General features: G+C 56.3%; 1 protein-coding gene. It reads right to left on the reverse strand.

Annotated elements, in window-relative coordinates:
* Positions 1-1,001: 1,001 nt before the first annotated feature.
* Positions 1,002-1,190, reverse strand: a 189-nt coding sequence (locus D8U71_RS00980) for a LuxR C-terminal-related transcriptional regulator (protein WP_130886987.1), incomplete at its 5' end; no start/stop codon positions are given.

Below are 1,190 nucleotides of genomic sequence, written 5' to 3' on the forward strand. Positions count from 1 at the left end.
GGATGGGGGTGGGTCTGGGATCAGTTTGTCCATGAGAACTCCTACTTGGCTGTGACGCCCTCTTCTGTCGTTTCCACACGACAAAAGGTGGCAGCTGTACGCAGGGTGGAAAACCGATAAGTAGGCAACCGGCCAGACCAAAGTCTGCCCACGCACAGCCGCCGCGACACAGTTTGCAGACGAACGAACACGCCGACAACGATTACGGTAGCAATGCAAAGCAACTACTTGAATTTCAGGTTTCCACACCTGGCCGCTGAGTTGTCAGCGACAGCCAGAGACTAGTGACCCGACGTCCGACGGACAACCTGAAAACCTTGTGGGAAGGTTCTGGCAAATCAGACACAGATTTAAACAATCAAAATCAAAAGCACCCTCACCCTAGCCCTCTCCCAGAGGGAGAGGGGACCGACCCGAGTTGTTTGGGCGAAGTACACCGACCCGAAATACCGAGTTGAATACAGATTTTGAAGCAGATCAAAAGCACCCTCACCCTAGCCCTCTCCCAGAGGAGAGGGGACCGACCGAGTTGTTTGGGTCAGGTATGCCGACCTGAGATACCGAGTCGAATGCAAATTTTGAACAACCCGCAAATCGGCTCCCTCTCCCTCGGGAGAGGGCTGGGGTGAGGGGCGAATCCAGCGCAAAACAAAAGCCAGACACCGCATGCTTTTCATCACTCAAAACAATGAGCGCAAGCTCGAGTACCGCTTTTGATCTTGATCTGGGAGCCCGTCGGCAGGCTGAGTGGAGGGATTGATCCGGGCGTGGGAGCGCAGCGACCGTACGACGCAGTCGTACACAGCGGAAGGAGGTGCAGCGAAGCAAACCGTAGCCGCTGCGCCAGGATCGATCCCGGAGCGAAGGAACACCGAGCCCCAGCGAGGGGCCGAACGTCAGGGCGCAGACCTTTTGGTTCCTTTTGGGGCGTTTGCCAAAAGGGACTCGCCGTAAGGGCGAAACCCTAAGAAGCCGTTACCGCAGCAACGGATATTCACCGATTAATGCGCCGTAACCCGCTGCCGCCCAGCAGACCCACTGGGCGACAAAGCCAAAGCCAACTGCGTCCGATTATGCATATGCGTCAACCGCAACACCTGCGACACATACAACTTCACCGTGTTCTCGGTAATCCCCAACTCACAGGCAATCTGATAATTGGTCTGCCCCTTGCCCACCAACCGCGCCAC

It is taken from the genome of Pseudomonas sp. Sample_21 (genome assembly GCF_004307525.1).
Lineage (GTDB): Bacteria > Pseudomonadota > Gammaproteobacteria > Pseudomonadales > Pseudomonadaceae > Aquipseudomonas > Aquipseudomonas atacamensis.